Source organism: Desulfosporosinus sp. HMP52 (assembly GCF_000765145.1).
Lineage (GTDB): Bacteria > Bacillota > Desulfitobacteriia > Desulfitobacteriales > Desulfitobacteriaceae > Desulfosporosinus.
Map to the genome: position 1 here is coordinate 16335 of NZ_JMGA01000010.1, position 18237 is coordinate 34571.

General features: G+C 43.9%; 20 protein-coding genes and 1 pseudogene. 6 read left to right on the forward strand and 15 right to left on the reverse strand.

Annotated features, from left to right (window positions below; translation table 11 throughout):
* Positions 1–86: 86 nt before the first annotated feature.
* The 13 genes from DP73_RS03640 to DP73_RS03695 form a co-directional block, all read right to left on the reverse strand.
* A complete protein-coding gene (locus DP73_RS03640) occupies positions 87–494 on the reverse strand; it encodes a nucleotidyltransferase substrate binding protein (RefSeq protein WP_034597498.1) in 408 nt (135 codons plus the stop codon).
* Entirely contained in the window at positions 466–780 is a 315-nt protein-coding gene (locus DP73_RS03645) for a nucleotidyltransferase domain-containing protein (RefSeq protein ID WP_034597500.1), read from the reverse strand. Before DP73_RS03645 ends, DP73_RS03640 begins: the two co-directional genes overlap by 29 nt.
* 282 nt (positions 781–1062) lie before the next feature.
* The gene (locus tag DP73_RS03650) at positions 1063–1758 is read right to left on the reverse strand and encodes a FadR/GntR family transcriptional regulator (RefSeq protein ID WP_034597501.1); all 696 of its coding nucleotides are present in this window, start codon (positions 1756–1758) and stop codon (positions 1063–1065) included.
* Positions 1759–1789: 31 nt separating this feature from the next.
* Positions 1790–2857, reverse strand: a complete 1068-nt coding sequence (locus DP73_RS03655; protein WP_034597503.1) for an LUD domain-containing protein — start codon at positions 2855–2857, stop codon at positions 1790–1792.
* A gap of 5 nt (positions 2858–2862) precedes the next feature.
* Complete coding sequence (locus DP73_RS03660) at positions 2863–5025, reverse strand: LUD domain-containing protein (protein WP_034597505.1); 2163 nt, start codon at positions 5023–5025, stop codon at positions 2863–2865.
* 116 nt (positions 5026–5141) lie between these two features.
* The gene (locus DP73_RS03665) at positions 5142–5858 is read right to left on the reverse strand and encodes an ABC transporter ATP-binding protein (RefSeq protein WP_034597506.1); all 717 of its coding nucleotides are present in this window, start codon (positions 5856–5858) and stop codon (positions 5142–5144) included.
* Between the two features lie 3 nt (positions 5859–5861).
* Positions 5862–6623 carry an ABC transporter ATP-binding protein gene (locus tag DP73_RS03670; protein ID WP_034597507.1) on the reverse strand — a complete coding sequence of 254 codons (762 nt, stop codon included), beginning with the start codon at positions 6621–6623 and terminating at the stop codon, positions 5862–5864.
* Positions 6620–7561: a branched-chain amino acid ABC transporter permease gene (locus DP73_RS03675; protein ID WP_034597508.1), complete on the reverse strand. Its 942-nt coding sequence runs from the start codon at positions 7559–7561 to the stop codon at positions 6620–6622. The genes DP73_RS03670 and DP73_RS03675 overlap by 4 nt, the downstream gene beginning before the upstream one ends.
* Complete coding sequence (locus DP73_RS03680) at positions 7562–8440, reverse strand: branched-chain amino acid ABC transporter permease (protein WP_014904824.1); 879 nt, start codon at positions 8438–8440, stop codon at positions 7562–7564.
* Positions 8441–8459: 19 nt separating this feature from the next.
* A complete protein-coding gene (locus tag DP73_RS03685; RefSeq protein ID WP_034597509.1) occupies positions 8460–9626 on the reverse strand; it encodes an ABC transporter substrate-binding protein in 1167 nt (388 codons plus the stop codon).
* A gap of 194 nt (positions 9627–9820) precedes the next feature.
* Complete coding sequence (locus tag DP73_RS22325; RefSeq protein ID WP_081962936.1) at positions 9821–9925, reverse strand: methionine/alanine import family NSS transporter small subunit; 105 nt, start codon at positions 9923–9925, stop codon at positions 9821–9823.
* Positions 9926–9961: 36 nt separating this feature from the next.
* Complete coding sequence (locus tag DP73_RS03690) at positions 9962–11539, reverse strand: sodium-dependent transporter (protein ID WP_242865682.1); 1578 nt, start codon at positions 11537–11539, stop codon at positions 9962–9964.
* A gap of 246 nt (positions 11540–11785) precedes the next feature.
* A complete protein-coding gene (locus DP73_RS03695) occupies positions 11786–12739 on the reverse strand; it encodes a multidrug resistance efflux transporter family protein (RefSeq protein WP_034597510.1) in 954 nt (317 codons plus the stop codon).
* Between the two features lie 88 nt (positions 12740–12827).
* On the opposite strand from DP73_RS03695, the pseudogene DP73_RS22330 reads away from it, so the two are divergent.
* From DP73_RS22330 to DP73_RS03720, 5 genes and pseudogenes are all read left to right on the forward strand, one after another.
* Positions 12828–12998, forward strand: a pseudogene (locus DP73_RS22330) (helix-turn-helix transcriptional regulator); the annotation flags it as partial.
* 121 nt (positions 12999–13119) lie between these two features.
* Positions 13120–13431 carry an AbrB/MazE/SpoVT family DNA-binding domain-containing protein gene (locus DP73_RS03700; protein ID WP_034597511.1) on the forward strand — a complete coding sequence of 104 codons (312 nt, stop codon included), beginning with the start codon at positions 13120–13122 and terminating at the stop codon, positions 13429–13431.
* Positions 13432–13881: 450 nt separating this feature from the next.
* Positions 13882–14511: a membrane protein gene (locus tag DP73_RS03710; RefSeq protein ID WP_034597515.1), complete on the forward strand. Its 630-nt coding sequence runs from the start codon at positions 13882–13884 to the stop codon at positions 14509–14511.
* A gap of 214 nt (positions 14512–14725) precedes the next feature.
* Positions 14726–14950 carry a DUF1659 domain-containing protein gene (locus DP73_RS03715; protein WP_034597517.1) on the forward strand — a complete coding sequence of 75 codons (225 nt, stop codon included), beginning with the start codon at positions 14726–14728 and terminating at the stop codon, positions 14948–14950.
* Positions 14951–15020: 70 nt separating this feature from the next.
* A complete protein-coding gene (locus DP73_RS03720) occupies positions 15021–15260 on the forward strand; it encodes a DUF2922 domain-containing protein (protein WP_034597519.1) in 240 nt (79 codons plus the stop codon).
* 155 nt (positions 15261–15415) lie between these two features.
* Here the strand turns inward: DP73_RS03720 and DP73_RS03725 are convergent, their stop codons facing one another.
* Positions 15416–15700, reverse strand: coding sequence for a hypothetical protein (locus DP73_RS03725; protein WP_034597521.1), 285 nt, complete (start codon positions 15698–15700; stop codon positions 15416–15418).
* Between the two features lie 220 nt (positions 15701–15920).
* Between DP73_RS03725 and DP73_RS03730 the strand changes: the two genes are divergently transcribed.
* Positions 15921–16721: a DUF3102 domain-containing protein gene (locus DP73_RS03730; RefSeq protein WP_034597524.1), complete on the forward strand. Its 801-nt coding sequence runs from the start codon at positions 15921–15923 to the stop codon at positions 16719–16721.
* A gap of 163 nt (positions 16722–16884) precedes the next feature.
* On the opposite strand, the gene DP73_RS21935 is transcribed toward DP73_RS03730, so the two are convergent.
* Positions 16885–18135 (reverse strand): tetratricopeptide repeat protein, encoded by a 1251-nt coding sequence (locus DP73_RS21935; protein ID WP_052090371.1) that lies wholly within the window; start codon positions 18133–18135, stop codon positions 16885–16887.
* Positions 18136–18237 lie beyond the last annotated feature (102 nt).

The following is an 18237-nucleotide window of genomic DNA, read 5'->3' on the forward strand; positions in this document are numbered from 1 at the left end:
TATTATGTAACTATTCTACCATATTCAGAGTGGAAAGAAAGATCTTTTTTCAGAAAACAATCTGCATGAGAATCTGCAGGACATCCTTATTGTATATCATTAGCAAACCTTATATTGATTCTCTCAAGCAAATTTTCAAGTTCGATAAGATATCTTTGTTGTATATTGTCGCATATCTCAATTGCTATCTGTTCATTGTAGATGTGGGCAGTTGAATTTCTGTCATTTAGCATCGCCAACCACAATTCATCGTCTTTAATCAGTTCTGCAGTAAAAGCTTCTCGTAATACGCTTTTCGGAGAATTCAAGCCCCTTAACCCTTCATCTTCAAATATTGCTTTTAGCGTCTTCCAGGCCAGTTCAAAGGTAAACTCAAAGCGTTGGATTACCCCATCTCTTAATAGATCGTTGGAACTATCGTATTTTCCTATTCCCTCTTTCAACCTATTAAGTGCGTTAGTAAAGTTATGGAGTTTTGTCGCCGGCTCGCTCATATAGAGTTACACCTTCTTTCAAAATATTATCCATTATTTTAGGTTCAACGCCTTGATTAATTATTAGGGTATCTATTTTTAACAGGGTGTTAAGCTCCTCAAGGTCACTGATCATATGCCCTCGGCTATTGTGCCCAAGCAATGGAAAAATCGCCAAGTCTATATCGCTTGTAGGCCTATGATCACCTCGGGCCCTCGAACCAAAAAGAACAATTCTTTCAATAGGGTAAAGTTGTCCGATTTCCCTAATACGCTGAACGATCCTTTCATCTAAATTATTAACCACTTATGGCCCTCCTCTTTAAAGGTGTATATGTCCTAAACTTTAGACCAGCATTATTCGGTTACCTTGGATCAGCTAATTGTTAACCTATTTTATCATGTACTATAAAGTCTATCTAGATGACGCCTTTCAAGACAGAATATTATATACCCTTAGCAAAACGCATCTTAATATGAATTTCAGTAACTCCTGACTTGCGTCCTAAATGAATCAGTATGAAGCAGAATGATCAGGGGACGGTCCCATTGACACATAATGTGTCAATAGGACCGTCCCCCTAACACGCTAGCGCTCGCTTCTTGAGCCTTCCAGGTGTTTTCTCATTAGACTTCTGGCTTGATCCTCGTCATGCCCGGCAATGGCTTCATAAATAGAGATATGCTCTTGAATTGTATAGAGTCCCTCTATATCATGACTAAACCGCAGAGGGCCAGCCTTCTTGATAAGCTCTAGGATATGAACAACAAAGGTCTGGAGCAGTCGATTCATCATAGAGTTCTGGGAAGCTTGGGCCACCAGATAGTGAAAGCGCATATCCGCTTTAACATAAGCGTCCAGATCTTTTAAGGAAGTCTGCATTTCCTTAAGGATATTTGAAATCCGCCCTAAGTCTGCTTCAGAGGCTCGGGCCGCTGCTAAGCCCGCACATTCCACTTCCAGGGTAATTCGGGTTTCCCAAAGTTCATCAATTTGGGTCTGCTCGGCGGAGAGGGCTAAAGCCAAAGGACTAATAACCTCACTTAATTGAGGATTACGGATGAAAGTGCCTTCCCCCGGCTTAATCTCCACCCAGCCTAAGAACTCCATGGTTCTTAAGGCTTCACGCAAGGTCGTCCGGCTAACCCCCAGCTCAACAGCCATTTCCCTCTCACCCATCAGTCGATCCCCGGGCCGCAGCTTACCATCGATAATCATATTATTGATTTGCTTTAAAACCTCTTGATAGGTGCGCTGAGGTTTAATAATCTTCTCAAACTGCATGGAAACCTCCCCTAGTGACCCTTTAAACCCGTTAAACCTTGATACCCGCAGGACAGCTATTATTGCACAACGAGCAATCTCCACAATCCTCAGTTTCAGATTTAGTGTTAGCTTTAGTTTCAGTACTGCCGCCTAGGCTTGAACTAGGATCCAGCGGTTTACCTTCCTTCATAAACGCCGCCAGGACTTCTGCCCTTTTCCCGGTATAATAATAACCCTTCTCTAACCCAGCGACGAGATAGTGGGGACAATCCACGAGACATCCTCCGCAGTGCAAGCATTTGAGGGCATCCAACTGCTTACTTTTCGACGCTTCAAGTCGCCCATTATCCAGTAAAATGACATAGACTTCTTTAGGCCCGTGCATCCCTTGAACCATTCTAAACTCGATATCCGCCGTTCTGCTGGGACCGCTGATAAAGGATATATACTTCAGAATATCTTTTCCCATCCCATAAACACTGATCCCCCGACAAACTGCCAAAGCATCTTCCAGGGAAGGGACAATCTTATCCATTCCCGCTACCACAATATGATTATAGGGGAGATTCGAGGTGAAGCGCACATTTCCTTCACTTTCTAAGAGGGCTATGGTGCCATTTTGTTCCACAATGGCTTCAGCACCGGTAATTCCAAACTGGAGATGGGCAGCCTTCTCCTTAATCTCTTCTTTAGTCCGTGCTACCCATTCTTTATCCGTAATCGGCGTATTGATACTGGCAATCCAAGGGTGAAGGTCGGTCTGGGTCCCGGCAGCTCTCTCCCCCAGGTCAGTCTCCAAAACCTCAACACTCTTCGACTTTAAATAATCTCGTAAACGAATTTCACTGAAAACAGGGTTTTTACTCATAGCCACATTCTGATTACCCGCCAGGATTTTCAGAATCTGCTCCTGAGCTTCTGCCGCGTTCTTAGCAATCATCACATGGCAACCCTTACCTTTGAGTGAAGAGATTGCCAAATCCACATGTTCCTTAAGGTTATTCGCTACCCCACTTTTGATGTCCTGCACCTGGCCTGCCAATTTTGGATATTCCAGGAGCAGGGTGTCTCGACGGGAACGAATTTTCGTTAAGATTGTTTGGGCTTTAGTACTCATTTTGCTCATCTCCTCCCATAGGCTCGGCTTAGAATTTGAACCACATGAGAAACTTTTTGCTTCATGTCGTGCTGAGCCACCCCATCTCGGAAATGAACCATACAGCCCGGACAACTGGTCGCCAGGGTAGTGGCCTGAGTGTCTGTGACATTCTTTAGTTTGCCTTCATTAATCCGCTGGGAGAGTTCATAGAAGCTTAAGCTAAAGGAACCGCCAAACCCACAACAGGCATCCGCATCCTGCATTTCTACGTATTTCAGGCCGGGAATCTTCTGGAGAATTTCCCTGGGTTCTTTTTTCACACCCATACTGCGGGCCAAATGACAAGGATCATGATAGGTCACAGTTTCCGTGACTTTTTGTTTCGGCAGCTTCAATTTAATATCCTTACTTAGGAATTCATTAATATCTTTAGCCTTCTCGGCGAGTTTTTTAATCTTTTCCTGCAGTTCAGGGGAAGCATCGGCAAACAGCTTAGGGTACTCTTCTTTGAAGGCTACAGCACAACTGGGACAGACAAAGACTAGGGCGTCCATCTCCAAGCCACTATAATTTTCAATATTTTTCAGAGCCATAGATTTGGCATGTTCTAGATCCCCGCTGACAATACTGGGAATTCCACAACACACATCCTCTTTAGCCAGCTTCACCTCAACCCGGTTTTCTCCCAAAACGTGGAGCAGGGCTTCACCCAGGTCAGTCTCCGTATAGTTTACAACACACCCCGGGTAGAAACCGACTTTCTTCACCGGCTTAGCCACTGATTTAGGCTGAGCAATCTCGGCAAAGGATTTACCGGAGAACTTGGGAATCACCCGCTCTTGGGGCAGCCCGAAGGAATTGAAGGTCAAGCGGGAGGTAGTCCCCTTCTCCGAATCTTTCAAGGCCAATTTTCCAAAGGTTGTCGCCAATTTACTGACCATAGGCAAAGTCTTCGGTTTAGTTAACATGGAGAAGACCAAGTCCTTCTTCCAGCCAACCCCTTTCTTAGCCACCGCATTTTGACGAAGCTTCCAGAGCATTTCCGGGGTGGCCATCTGGACTGGGCAGGCAGTATGACATTTTTGACAACCGATACAGAGGGATAATCCATTTTCTTCAGATTTCCCTAAGTCACCGTGAAAAGCGGCAAAGACCAGGCCCCGTCCGCCCAGATACTTATACCCGTACTTGCCGCCCACTTCCTGATAAACAGGACAAAAGTTCAAGCAGCTGCCGCAATTAATGCAATAAAGGGATTCCTTAAACCCTACCTTAATAGCGTCCTGACGGCCATTTTTCAATAAAACGATATGCACTTCCCTGGGACCCTGCCCCTGGGAAAACTCCTCCAGATCAGGATCCAAGGATTCACTGACTCCCGAGATCACGGAAACATAGGTGCCAATGTCCTGACCCACGCCATAAACTGCAGCGGCTCGGACAACTTGCAGAGCATCTTCCAGGGTCGGGACGATTTTCTCCACCCCGGCGATGACAATGTGCACTTTAGGCATCATGGAAACCGCCCGAATATTTCCCTCATTCTCAGTGACGAAGACACTTCCCGTGTCAGCTGAAATTGCATTGGCCCCGGAGATCCCCACATCCGCTTTGACCAGAAAATCCCGCAGGCCTTTGCGGGCGGAAACCACCAGGGCCTCAGGAGTACATTCCAACTCTTTGCCCTCTTCTTCAGAAAAGAGCTTGGTAATTTTCTCGATGGGGATATGAATAGCCGGAGCGAGAGAGTGACTTGCTTCACTTTTGGCCAGTTGGTTAATTCTGTCTCCCAGATCCGTCTCCACGACAGTTACCCCCAGGTCCTCCAGGTAATGGGAAATATTGATTTCCTTCCCGGCATTGGACTTGGACTTAACCACCAAACCCTCGTTAGGAATCAAACCGGCGATATACCTCTGGGCATCCTCGGAAGTTTCCGCCAGATAGACCTTACACCCTTTAGCTTCTAAGGACTGTTTAGCTTTAGCGATGACTTCATCTAGGTGATCAATACTGTATTCCTTAATCCGGCGCAAACGATTGGAAAGCTCAGGATAATTAGGAACCATTTTTAACATAGCCGGACGAATGGCATCAAAAGCCCGAAATCTCCCTTTGCGGGACTCCATGTCCCGGAGTCCTTCGGTAACCTTGGTTTTTACAATTTTATGGGTTTGATCTCCCACTGGTATACATCTCCCTCTACGGTTTACTGGTCGGACCGATAAGCTTAAGTGAATAACCCTCCCCAGAGAATAACCCCCTCTCCTCGCAATAAAAGAGGGGCTTTTTTGATCTAAGTTTAAGCTCCTGCCTTGGCCCCGCCCAAATAAGCTTCCATAACCCGTGGATTCTTGGCAACCTCATCTGCTTTACCATGGAGCACAATTTTTCCCGTTTCTAAAACATAGGCATAGTTGGCAATCTTTAAGGCTTGACGAACGTTCTGCTCAACGAGAAGGATGGTGGTTCCTTCCTGATTAATCTCCCGAATGACATTAAAGATATCTGCCACAACCAGAGGAGCCAGGCCCATAGAAGGTTCATCCAGCAAGAGAAGCTTAGGTCTGGCCATGAGAGCCCGGCCGATGGCCAGCATTTGCTGTTGCCCTCCGGAAAGAGTTCCTCCCAACTGTTGTTTCCGTTCCTCCAGAATGGGAAAACGCTTAAAGACCTTCTCAAAATCCTTCTGAACCTCTTTATCTTTCCTCTGATAGGCTCCCATTTCTAAATTTTCGAGAACCGTCATCCCAGCTAATATATTGCGCCCTTCGGGGACTAAGGACATTCCCAAATTGACAATTTTATGAGGAGCCAAACCTCGAATCTCCTGACCCAAAAACTTAATCTGACCGGCCTGAGGCTTGAGAAGCCCAACCAGAGATTTCATCGTGGTTGTCTTCCCGGCCCCATTGGCTCCGATCAAGGAAACAATCGAACCTTCAGGAACATCAATATCGATTCCTTTGATGGCTTGAATACTACCATAACTTGTGGACAAACCGCTAATATTCAGCATCTCTTAGTCCTCCTCCCGGCCCAAATAGGCTTCAATGACCAATGGGTTCTGCTGAATCTCTGCCGGTGTGCCTTCAGCAATCTTTTGTCCAAAATTGATCACCATCAGACGATCACAAACGTTCATCACCAGGTTCATATCGTGTTCAATCAGGATCACCGTCTTGCCCATGGTTTGGATTTTCTTAATTAGATGACGCAAGTCTTCCGTTTCACTCTCATTCATCCCCGCCGCCGGCTCATCAAGAAGAATTAGCTCCGGTTCAGTGGCCAGTGCCCTGGCAATCTCCAACCGACGCTGCTGTCCATAAGGCAAGGAGCTGGCAGGAGAATCAATGTCCTCCTCAATTCCCACTAACTTCAGGAGTTCTTGGGCCCGTTCCCTGGTCTTCTTCTCTTCTTTGCGTTGGGCAGGAGTGTGCCATAACCCTCTCCAAACCCCGGACTTGGTTCGACAATGAGCCCCGACCATGACATTTTCCAAAGGACTCAAATGACCAAAAAGACGGATATTCTGAAAGGTTCGAGCTAAGCCCAGTTCAGTAACCTTATAAGGGCGCATGCCCAAGATGTTTTTCTCTTTATAAGTGATACTTCCCTCAGTAGGAGGGAAAATCCCGGTGATCAGGTTAAAGAGGGTGGTCTTACCTGCTCCATTGGGGCCGATAATTCCAACGATTTCTCCCTCATTGACTTTAAAGCTGACATTACTTAAGGCAGCCAAGCCGCCAAAGCTTTTACTCACTTGGTCAAGGACTAATTTCATTGCTTACTCCCCCTTCCAAGCTTACCCTTCCAATAACGAACCGTCTCCTCACTGATCAGACCCTGAGGCCGAAAGGCCATCATCGTTACTAAAAGAGCTCCATAAATCATCAGCCGATAATTGGATGCGGAACGCAATACTTCAGGGAGCAAGGTTAGGATTAAGGCTCCAACGATAGGGCCAATAACCAGGTCACTCCCGCCCAAGACGGCGTAAAGCAGAATTTCAACCGTACGGTGGTAAGCAAAGTCTTTAGGCCCGATGAAAAAGGTCAGATGAGCAGATAATCCACCGGCAATCCCGGCGATCAGGGCTCCTAAGGCAAAGGCCAGCAGCTTGTAGTAGGTGGTATTAATCCCCATGGCTTCCGCCGCCGACTCATCGGCTTTAATAGCAGCAAAAGCCCGACCGACTCTGGAACGATTAAGTCTGATACAGAAGAAAATCAGAAAAGCCAGAACCAGGAGTAAAATAACCAGAACCAGCAAGGTACTTACTTGCTGGGCGGAAAATCCTCCGAACTTGGACAGACCGAAAGACGACAGGATTTTACCGATCTTTGTCCCCAGTGTTGGGATTCCGGAGATCCCTAAGGCTCCATTGGTTATTTTCAAATTTAAGACAATAACCCGGACAACCTCGCCAAAGCCCAAGGTGGCAATGGCCAGATAAATCCCCGTCAGCCGCAAAGCGGGAAAACCAATAATTATCGAAATGAAACTGGCGGCAAGGCCACCCAGTGGAATAGCCAAATAAACGGGCAGCCCGGCTTTAACAGTCAAAATAGCACATGTATATGCTCCAATACTCATAAAACCGGCATTACCCAAAGACAACTGGCCGGTGGATAAAGTCAAATAAATGCTTACGCCTAAAATTGCATTGACCATCACAAAAACAGCAATTTGCAAATAATATTGATTTAGTAAAATAGCCATCTAAAAACGTCCCCCTTGTCGTTTGCCAAAAAGTCCTTGAGGACGAATAAACAGAATGAGAATAATCATGCCGAAAGCCACTGCATCTCGATAGGAAGATGCACCGTAAGCCACGGTGAAAACTTCCGCGATGCCCAAAATCAGACCTCCGAGCATGGCGCCGGTGATATTACCCATACCACCCAGGATCAGAACCGCCAGACCTTTCAGTCCCATGGATAAGCCCATGGTGGGTTCCACCGCATTAAAGGATAGTCCTACCAATACCCCCGCAACCCCTCCTAAGCCTGAAGCCAGGGCAACGGTTAAAAAGATAATCCGGTTAGTGTTGATACCCAGCAGATTGGCTGTCTCAATATTCTCTGCGGTGGTTCGAATAGCTTTGCCCACCCGAGTTTTGGCCAGCCAGAAACGGAGAATAAACATCAAACCAAAGGATATGCCCAGAATAATAATTTGCACCAGAGTAATTCGGATGGGGCCCAGCTCAAATTGAACTGCAGCTAATTCCGTAGGAAAGGCCTGGGATTGAGGCCCAAAGAGATTCAAGGCCAGACTTTCCAGAAAGATTGATACCCCAATGGTACTAATCAAAGGTGCCAGGTGGGAAACAGCCCTGCGTCTCAAAGGACGCAAGGCCAGCATTTCCATTAAACAACCCAGCAACGCACTGGCCAACATAGCTCCCGCCATGGCCACAAAAATATTAACTTTTAGATAAGTCACCAGGTACAACCCGACGAAAGCCCCGATCATAAATATTTCTCCATGAGCCATATTGATGATGTTCAGAACTCCCATAATCAGGGTATATCCTAAAGCGACCAGTGAGTAGGTACTACCCAGAGTTAAGCCATTGACCAATTGTTGCCAGAACAAAAACCTTCACTCCCAATAATTATTTGAGTTCCGTAAACTGTCCATCCTTAATAATCAAAACAGTAGCACTCATAACCGGTTCACGTTTTTCATCAAAGGCGAACTTTCCGGTTACACCTTGGAAACCTTTAATGGCTGCAATACTATCCCGCAGCTTTTGACGATCTGTGGTGGAGCCGGCTTGCTCCAAAGCACTGGCATAGATATATAAGGCATCATAGGCTTGGGCCGCAAACTGATCAGGCACCTTGTTGTTGTATTTAGCTTTGTAGTCAGCAATAAACTTTTGAACCTTCTCATCTTGCTTACCGGGGAACCAAGGGCTGGCCACGATGGCACCATCAGCAGCTGGTCCGGCAATTTTGATCAGCTCAGGAGAGTTAAAACCATTCGTTCCCACAAAAGGAACAGTGATCCCGATTTCTCTGGCTTTCTTCAAGACCAGGGAGGCTTCCTGATAGAGACTGGATACCATGACGGCATCCGGCTTTAAGGAGGCAATCTTCGTCAACTGGGCGGAGTAATCCGTATCTTTATCGGCAAAGGTTTCGGTAGCAACGATTTCGATACCGTTTTTCTTGAGAGTGCTCTCAATGGTCTTATATCCGGACACTGCCCAGTCATTATTGTTAGAGTACATGACAGCGACTTTTTTCAAGTTATAAGTAGAGATTGCTTTCTCCACTGCCTGGGGAACCGCTAAGAACTCCGGCAAAGCATTCCGGAAGACGAAATTACCCAGAGCCGGGATCCCTTCCGCTGTGGTCGAGGTTCCCATAATCGGAACTCCTGCTTGATCAGCAATCGGGCCTGCGGCAAACATCTCTCCGCTGAGGGTAGGTCCAATGATACCGACAACATTATCTTTATTGATTAATTTATTAATAGCATTAATGGCTTCCGTCTTGTCTCCCCGGGAATCTTCATAAATCAGATCAACTTTAACTTTGCCTTGAGCGTTAATCTCTTCCTTAGCCAGATCCAAACCTTCTTTAATGGCTTGGCCATAGGCAGCTCCGCCACCGGTCAGATAAGAGATAACCCCGATTTTAGCGGCCTCTCCCCCTTGGGAGCCCGAATTTGCAGTGGGAGCAGCTCCCCCTCCGCAGCCTGCTGTGGTTAACAGCAGTGCACCAATGGTCATACCACTAAACCATTTTATAAGTCCTTTTTTCATCGTGATCATAACACCTTCCTTAAATAAAAATGTGTTTTATAATAGATTTAGATATTCGGCATATTTTATGGAATACCTGCTTTAGAATAAAAAAAATCCATGAAAATTGTATACTCTGTACAATTTTCATGGATTTAATTCCAATACCCGTCTGGGCATCAATATCTTTCCAATATACTTTATCACACAACTAAATGTAGATGCTATTTTTGCTTGGAAGCTCTTACTGCATGCCAGATGCTGGCGGCAAGTCCGCCCCAAATTACGATAATTCCGACGCACATCATTACAATAGCGCTAGTACTCATATTTATCAGCTCCTTAGTCTGGGGATGAAAATTGAATTATTGTTCAGGTCCCTCTGGTATTTCCAGACTTTTTTTCCATTTTAGTGAGGCCAAGATGAAGCCGAAAATAATTGCTGCCACGGCCACTCCCCAACCGGAATATATTAAAAATGCGGTGGGGTAATCCTCATAATTTTTTTGCAAGTTATCGATGAGATTTAGGACAAACATGTAGCCTAATACACTCGGTGTGACTACACCTAGGCAGACTTTCCACCATAAACCCGTGCGTAAGTCTGAGGTACGATTAGCGTGCTCTTGAAACGGCTTCAAGTTCCTTACAATCCAAGAGATCGTAATAACCGAGACAAGACCTGCTAAGGCAATCCCAAAGGTGTTAATAAAGTAGTCTACAGCATCAAGAAAGAACAATCCTCCTTGGGTTGCAAACAAAATTGAAATCAAGGCCGACAAGCCGCCACCAACCATAACAGCTCTTGTCCGGGAAACATCAAATTTGTCTTGAATCGCAGCAACAAAGGTCTCTACAATAGAAATTAACGATGATAACCCTGCAAATACCAAGGACCCGAAGAATAACACTCCGAACAAACCATTAAAACCCGGGAAGGAGTTTAAGATCTCGGGAAATACCACAAAGGCTAAACCAATCCCGGCAGTTGCTACATCTTCAATGGGAAGATTGGCTTGTTTCGCCAAAAATCCTAAGGTAGCAAAAACACCAAAGCCGGCTAAAAGCTCGACGCTGGAATTACTGAAAGCCGCAATAAAGGCATTATTGTTAATGTCAGCATGCTTCGGCAAATAACTGGAATAGGTAATCATAATTGCAAAAGCAATAGATAAGCTGAAGAAAATTTGCCCATAGGCGGCAACCCAAACTCCCGGAGAAGCAATCTTATCCCAATCCGGTTTAAAGAAGGCTTCGAGACCTATAGAAGCACCTTCTAAGGTCAGGGCGCGAATAACAATGATTAAAAACATAATAAGCAGGGTGGGGATAAATATCCGGTTCGCCTTTTCAATTCCCTGTTTAACACCCTTAAACAAAATTGCTAAACTAATTACCCAGACAAGTACTAACGGAATAAATACACCGGGAACAACCGAGCCCACGGAACCGACAGAGGCACCATTAACAAGATCCACTCGCTTTAAGTAGTCACCCATTAAGAAGCCACCGGGGTCGTTCCCCCATTGCAGGCTTACCGCAAAATATGTATAAGCCATGGCCCAAGCAATAATAACGGCGTAATAGGTAGAAATCACGAAAGCTATGCTTACTTGCCACCAACCGATCCACTCAGTTTTCTTATTCATTCGCGCGAAAGATAAGGGTGCTGAGCCTCGATATTTGTGACCCATTGTAAATTCCATAATCAGCAGCGGGATACCCGCAGTTAACAGCGCAAATAAGTAGGGAATGAAAAATGCTCCTCCACCATTGTCATAAGCTACATAAGGAAAACGCCAAATATTTCCTAGTCCGACAGCGGACCCCACAGCAGCCAAAATAAAACCAGCTCTAGTTCCCCATTGTTCACGGCCTTCCACTATTTTATCACCTTTTCTTTTTTTATTAGTATTTGTCATACCATTCGATTTTAACCACAAAAAATAAGGCCCCTTCTCCTCGAAACAAGCCTTAAAAGTTGTTCCTACTTATGATCTACTCATCTTAAAATCTTATCTCTCCTTCCGACATACCTTTAATTTGGGAGATGTTTCGTTATTCAATTTAGGCTTAAAAAGGCACAGTTCAATCATTATACCAGTTTAGTGGAATCAAGTCACTTCTTTTCACTCCACCGATGCTAATAACTACTGATTATTTATTTCATATTACCCACCTATTCTAACTTAAGAACCTTGGGATGTCGGAGTAATGCTCAAAAAACTGTGCAGCATCATACCGATTATAACAAGTGTTATTCCCATCAAAGATACAGTGTTAGGAAAGACCCCCTGCAAAAACACTAATTCACCCATCAGGGCAAATATAACCTCTCCGGACTGAGTGGCTTCTACAGCAGCCAATTTATGGGGATCCCCTTGAGTCATATCAGTAGCGGAAAAAAATAACACCGTGGCAATGACACCTGAGGAAAGAGCTACAATGATTGTTTGCAAAAGCTGATTGGTACTGGGAAGTCCATCAATTTCAACTCCTAGAACCCCTAGAACAAGCCAAAAGGGCATACTGGCCAGAGTCATTCCCAGGACTCTCTGGTAAGTATCAAACTTTTGCCCGCAGGCAGCCATCATTTTACGGTTACCTAAGGGATAAGCAAAGGCTGCCAAAATAACCGGTAAAATTCCCAAGATCATTTCCCTGCTGGTTAACTCACTGGCCTGTTGGAATTCAATTAATCCGATCCCCACTAAAATCAGCAGAGAGATGATCATTCCTCGAACAGGAATTTTTGAACGAACTCTTTGGGTGCTGCTGCCTATTTTCAGATCTAAGTAAAATAGCGGAGCAAGTAAGGAACCGGCCACAATGGTAATCTGCCACATACTGGCCACAAGCCAGGCAGGCCCAAAGGCGGCAGCAAAACATAGAGGAGCATAAAACAGACCAAAGCCAACAGTACTCCAGATCAACCAAACCCCAGGCCTTTTCCTCAAATCCAATAACAAAGGTTTTAAATTTCCTCGAACCATAACGATCAGCAGCAGCGGAGGCACCATAAAGAGATATCTCAGAACCGCACTCCACACCCAACTCCCTCCGGAAAGATCCATGGCCCGGTTTAAGACAAAGGTAACTGCAAAAAACAATGATGCTAAAATACCCAAAAGAACAGATTTCAAGGCTTTTCCTCCCTAACTTAAGTACAATTAATCTATCTAGCGCAACCACGCCTATTATTCTTTCTTCTTCGGATGATCTAAATCCTTTTTAACCCAACAAGAGCTTGCAACCCTACTTAAGGTAAGCCAAGCAACCTATTCCAGATACGAAAGCGGGGCCCTGGATATTCCTAGTACTTCCCTCATTCAGTTGGCCAAATTCTACAAAACCAGTATTGATTATCTATTGGGGCTAACTAATAATAAAAAGCCCTACTAAACTGGTATAAAAATCTAATCACAAAAGCAATCTCAAATGTTTTGTTCGTAGTGTATGTTTGAGCAATTAATGGTACACTATACTTACAGAATATCTGCAATACTGAAAGGTAGGGTGTGATATGCAAACACATGCTAAAAGAAAATCCTTCGGCTTAGTTCGACTAGGAAAACGTTCTGTAGTGACCCTTGGAGCCGAAGTGAAAAGGGAACTTCGATTAGTTGATGGTGATGTTTTTGAGCTATGTGTTGAGGATGGAAGAATCATCCTGGAACCTAAGAAACTTATTCCAGCCGACCAGCAATGGTTCTGGACTGAGGAATGGCAAGTTGGAGAACGGGAAGCACAAGCTGAAATACAAGCCGGAAACCTTAAACACTTTAACTCAATGGAAGAGTTCCTTACAGATTTGGGAAAAGAAGATGAGGATTAATAGCACCCCTCGTTTCAAGCGAGCATTTAAGAAGTTGCCTAAAAACATTCAAGCTCTTTTTATAGACAAGATGTTTCAGTTTCAAGAGCATCCTTCTTTTAGGATCAAACGTATTCAAGGAACCGATAGCCTTTGGGAAGGCAGCTTGAATATGTCCATCCGTTTTACATTTGAATGGATTACTGATGATAACGACAACGATGTTTGCCTAATAAGAAATATCGGGGACCATGACCATTGTTTGCGTCCTCCGTACTAAATAAAAGTCTTTGTTGAATAGAAGAGCAAGCAACTCCCTGGGGTAAGGGATGGGCTACTTGCTCTTTTCCTTGTTATTTAGATGCTCTTAAGTCATAAAACCTTGAAATATTATTTTTCTCAACTATACTTAATAGTATTGCTCTTATAGAGGGGTTAAGACTTCCAGGAGCAGAGTTGAGGAGGAAACAGATGCATCAGTCACGACAGCGTTTTATTTTCTACGTTTCAGGTATTATTATCATGACCTTTGGGATAGCGTTAACAATTCGTTCGTTAATGGGAACCTCCCCATTTGACGCACTCCTGGTAGGATTATTTCAGACCTTTGGCTTAACGATTGGCAGTTGGGAAATAGTTGTAGGTCTGGCTCTAGTATTATTTAACGCAGCTGCTCAGCGCCGGAAGCTTGAATATTTTGCCTTACTTACCTCATTCATTACCGGTATGGGAATAGACCTTTGGCTTTTTGTATTGGGGGATTTAATTAGTCCTCTCACACTGTTCGGTCAAGCTTCCTGTTTAATACTTGGGGTTGGGATTGTAGGTTTAGGAGTTTCTGTAAATTTACAAGCTGACTTTGCCCCAAATCCCATGGATCGCTCTATGCTGGTTATCAATCAATTAACGGGTCTTAATGTTGCAATTTCACGGGCAATAGTAAGCCTAGTCCTGGTAATACTTGCTTTCCTATTTAGCGGCCCAATCGGTATCGGCACCTTATTTTCTGCCCTTTTCACCGGGGTGTTTATAAAATTCTTTATGCCCTATACGGCACGTTTAAACAAGGGTAAGGAGACCGAACCTGCTTCCGGGGATTAAACACACATTATTGATTAGAAAGAGCAAGTAGCTCCCTAGGGAAAGGGATGGGCTACTTGCTCTTTTGCTTTCCCTCTCCTCTGGAAGTAATCCGAAAACCGAAATTCGTTAAAATATGTAACAAGCCTTGGCCAACGCTAATATAGTATAGAGTAGGACAGACACACGGGACAAACCTTCTGTCCTGACTATTTTAATAAAGGAGTTGACTACAATGGCTGTTATAGCCAGCAACAGAGATAGTGTTATAGTCGTTACCGTTCAAACGGGGCAAACCCCGGAGGGTGCACCCATTTTAAGACAGCGTAGTTTCTCTAATGTGAGAGCAGCTGCCACAGACCAAGATGTTTACGATATCGCTGTCGCCCTCTATGGACTTCAGGATCTCTCTTTAATCGGAGTGCGAAGAGACAATCGCATCGACCTTATTGAAGGCTAGAGCTGATCGGAGGCATGTTCATGTCTAAGCATGACAGGAGACTATTTAAAGAAGGAAAGGGGTGGCGAGAATGGCAATTACCACTAAAAAGGTCTTAAGAATGACCTTTAGTAATGCCGCAGGCAAAGCGGTCACTATAAGTCTAAACCAACCAAAGGAAGGTATAACAGTTGCAGAAATCGAATCCGTCATGGATCAAATCATCTCTAAGGATATTTTCTTCACTTCAGGTGGGGGACTGGTATCCAAAAGAGATATTAAAATAGTGGATACAACTACAGAAGATCTGTATGAGCAACCTGAAGGATAAATGTAAGCTCATTAACTAGATTCCTTGTATCAGGCCTGTCCAAGAAACGAATGCGCATTCGTTTCTTGGACAGGCCTGATAGTATTATTTTTCCCATATACTTAATCTCGCGACCTTTAGGATAGCGTTAACCTCGGAGATAAATTGAACATGAGTCATTTAATTCGTCTCAGGCTGGCTGTTTCTAATTGTAACACTTCGACCTTGGCCTCAATGCGTTCCAGTGCTTGTCCAGTCTTTTGAATATGATCTATTTGTATTTCACGGAAATCGAAGATCGCCCCAATTTTTTGAGCTACATCATGTTCGACAACTGCTATTACCCTAGCAATATTTTGAGCAAGGGTGTCTTGATCTGTTCTAAGCTCTTTCAATTCACTTTGCATTTCAGTCTGCATTTGATATATTTTTGCAAGAAGCTCCATAACTTTCTGATCCATTTAAAGACCCTCCCCCCTCTTCTTCTCACTCGTCTATATGAATTATTATACCATCTAACAACAGGTATAACAGCTGCGAAATCGAAACAGTGGTTAGGCTTGTCCGAAAAACGAATGCGCATTCGTTTTTCGGACAAGCCTATTTTTATAAGTTGGCACACTCGGTGATCTGTCCACATATTCTATGAATATATAACAGAAAGGACAGACTGGTACCAGAATGAATGATTTGATCTCGGATCGCAACCCTCTTGTGATTGCGGCAGAAATAAACACTATTAAATACCAGACCAGAAAAGTTCTCCTGGCCAGTGCCATAGAGATTGGCCGGCGCTTGAAGGAAGCCAAGGAATTGCTTCCCCATGGGGAATGGGGCAAGTGGCTGGTGGAGTCATGCAGCTATTCCAAGAAAACCGCTGAAAAGCTGCTGCGTATCTTTGATGCCTACGGAACCCAAGAGCCGCCGAATTTAAATTTCACCCAGGCTTATATCCTCTTAGGAGTCCCAGAGGAAGAACGGGCTCAGTTCATGGCGGAGATTGATGTGGAAGGCTTGTCTACCCGGGAACTGCAAAAGGCAGTTAAAGAGCGGAGCCAAGCCCTTCAGGAGCGAGACCAGGCTCTGCAGGAAAAAACAGAACTCCGGCAAGCCCTGAGTGAGCAAGAGAGTCAAATAACCCAGTTGACCACTGAGCGCAACCACCTGAAAACTAAGGCAGAGCAATTAAGTAAGTCTCAAGGAGAACAGGAGACCAAGGCGGTAAATCTGGAGAAAAAATTGGAATCTCTTAAGAAAAGCACATCTTATGAAGGCCTCCAAAAGATAAACAAGAACCTTATTGCCGCGCAGCACAAGACCAACGCCAATCAAATTGCCTTTTTATACGAGAGTCTGGACAAAACCTTCAAGCAACTGGTCTGGGAATTGAGCAGCTTCGCTGACAAGGATAAGGATACCTATGAAGTGTATAAAAGCAAGGTGCTTGATTTTTTAACGAAAGGTTTGAAGGAGACAATCTGACAGGTTATTGTTATGCGTATTCTGAAACATGTAAAGATTGCCTATGCTTAATTGGGCCCCTGGGGCCTAATTTAGCATAGATATTTTATGACCAGGATTACTCCCAGAGAATATCACCGGTCTTGGGAATGACAGGGGGGGAGTTTTAAGACTCCCCTATCAACTAACCATTGTTTAGTTGATTCAACAATTCATCATGGGAGTTTATCATTATGTGAATATCGGTAACTTTTTGACGACTCTCGTTTTCAAAGAAAATTACTAGTTGGTAACGATCTATAAGATAATATATTGTTCTATCTGGTTCTTCCATATTTATATTGGATTTATGGGGTGGGCCAAGTACATTTTTCACTTCATCACTGTTCATACCATATTTAACCCCAAATGCTTTTATATCCTTATTCCTCCGAATAAAGACTCCACTAATAGTTTGAACACCCTTCGAAATTAAACAAAAGGTATCAAACCCTGGATACCGGGAAGAAACCATCCCGTTTTCATAATTAGGCTGCGTAGTCATGCGACCTGTTTTATCTGAATAATCCTCTTTAATCGGATTTCCGAAAATACTATAAGCGGTTTTTAAATCTTTTCCTATGATCGCCTTAAATCTTTCTGTGTAATCATCCGTATTTTCCTGTGCCTTTTTAGCCTCTTCTTCCTTTTGAAGATTGGCATAATCGATCTTTAATTTCAACACTTCTTGATTATTTTGATCAGCTTTAATGGCCTGATCCAGGTAATTTAATGCTTTCTTATAATCTTTACTATCCGCAGATTTATTTGCCTTTTCTATCGTTTCATCTACAAACAATTTCTTGCATTGATCGATCTTTACCTGTGCATCTGCATACCTTTCAGTGTCTTCTTTAATTACCTTTTGAAATGAATCCATAGCCGGTGAATATCGCTTTTCATTCATATATAGAACACCTTGGTCATAACTCGCTTTAGACGCACTAATGGCCTTTGCCGACTCTAAATCAGCATTAAATTTCGTAGTATCCTTTTCATGGTCAATTGTGGTTATGTCCTTTAAAATATTATTCGCTGAGACTAGATCGCCCTCTTTTATATACACCGTAAACAATTCTTCTCTTGCAGGGACATTGTTTTCGTCTAAATCAATGACCTCTTTAAGAACTGATTCCGCCTTTTTATAATCTTTGGTGGCAATATAAGCGTCTCCTAATCCCAATCTAGCAGGAATATTTTTAGGATCAATCTTAAGTACTTTATCAAAAGCTAGAATAGCCTCATGGTACTTTCCTTCTTGCAAATACTTATTACCGAGATTTAGTTGCCTCTCCGCTCTGGCGATCGGTGTGTTTGTTGCGTAGGCTACTCCTCCACCGATGATCAGAACAAGAACCGAAACAATGATGATTACTAATTTTCTTGAAATTTTCACCCTTCTCCCCCTTTATAAATGATAAATTCACAAAGTTAGATTCCGCGAACTAATCCAATCTAAAAGAACATATTACGTTATGAATAAAATCTAAAAAAACCG